The 1,608-nt window shown below is 41.7% G+C and carries 1 protein-coding gene; it reads right to left on the reverse strand.

The window, feature by feature from the left end; genetic code table 11:
- Nucleotides 1-1,427: response regulator (locus tag LLG96_03070; GenBank protein ID MCE5249180.1), on the reverse strand; the 1,427-nt coding region annotated here is incomplete at its 3' end.
- Nucleotides 1,428-1,608: the final 181 nt, after the last annotated feature.

Below are 1,608 nucleotides of genomic sequence, written 5' to 3' on the forward strand. Positions count from 1 at the left end.
AATACCTTGGAGATCAACTGTTCCAGGTCGACAGGCTTGGTGACAAAGCCTGCAAAGAGTCCCTGTGAATAAAACTTGTTAAATGTTTTCTGGCTCGATGTAACAATAATCTTCGGTATGGCATTGATCGCTTTGTCTGTATTTATTGATCGGCATAATGATATAGGATTGGTTTTTTCCATTTCTTCATCGATGAGAATAATATCCGGGTGCATTTGCTCGGTTTTTGCGAGTATATTGTCCTCTTTGCTGTTGACGCTCACTTCAAAGCCATAGTCGGTCAGGGCTTTGATATCGTTTTTACTGAAATTATGAAATCTATCTATAATAAGGATTTTATTTCCTTTCCCGGATGTTGTTTTCAGCAATTTTATTGTTATGTTTCTGGAAAGCCTGTATTGTTCTATAAGGTTTTCTGATGTTTGGATAAGAAAATTTTCATTATATGGTGTGTTCACGATAACCGCGTGTTTCCGAATGAATGCTGTGGTTTTTTCTTTCTCGGTTAATACGATGAGGGGGATCTTCTTCAACGCCCGGTGTTTTTTTATGTCCTCAAGGATGGATTGTACGTCATCAGGAGGATTATCGGTTAAAATAATGAGCTCCGGTTTGTGTGCGATTAATGCGGAAACAGCACTGGAAAAGCTTGTTTTAACGACACTGAAGATATCTTCGAGAAACGTGTATTCATTCTGATTATGACTCTTTTCGATGATGCAGATTTTTGCCCTGCCGACGAGTGGCAGAGACTTTTTGTTGAGCGGTTCTTGCGACATTTCCTGTCCCCTCAGCGTCACATATGACATGACAAGAAAATGTGCCTGCTCGGACATGATTGAAAAGGCCATGCCGACCCTTACCATGTTCAACAGTCGGGCCATGCTCTGAACGGTGACCCAGGTTTGGACTTCGCCGAACATGGGGAGCTTGATGGCAATGGGGAATGAATTCCCTATCTTGAATTTGGCAAGATTACCGGGGAGGACAAAGGCTGTGCCGCCCCCACTGATATCCATTGCCTCGACGGTTACGACCCGTTTGTCAACTAATGCAAACTGTATGTGGATGGGGTCTGTCCGGGAAGGTTTCACCCTGAGAAATTTTCGTCTTTCCTCGCTCGCGACTTCTTCGGGAACGTTGATCTGTAAATAGGTATATTCAGGATCAATTTCTTTGCTGCCGATGATGTTGCTCTTGAATATGCATAATGCTCTTGAATATGCGCATGTGATATGTAATTTACCGGTTTTTGGGTATATACCCGGCTTTGTCCTTACCAGCAGTTCTTTACCGTGCTCGGTATTATAAATGAGGATGCAGTTGGAAAGCTCAATATTATCGTTAATGGTGACTGTGACCGGTGCCATAAGTTCGGAAATTTCCCGGATGTAGCGTTCAGGAATATCTGCTTCAGATGAGTTCATTATAATTACCCGTCCAGTTTAGTTGATTTTGTTATTGCCGACCGAATATCGATCATGATTATATTATCGCTATCAGCCGGAAATACTTAAGCTAATTGCTTTTGCACACCAGTCTTTTAATCGGTCCACCCTTCATCTGAATTATATTTTCCTATAACTTTCTGCTTATTCAAATGATATC

It is taken from the genome of bacterium, from assembly GCA_021372535.1.
Taxonomy (GTDB): domain Bacteria; phylum Latescibacterota; class Latescibacteria; order Latescibacterales; family Latescibacteraceae; genus JAFGMP01.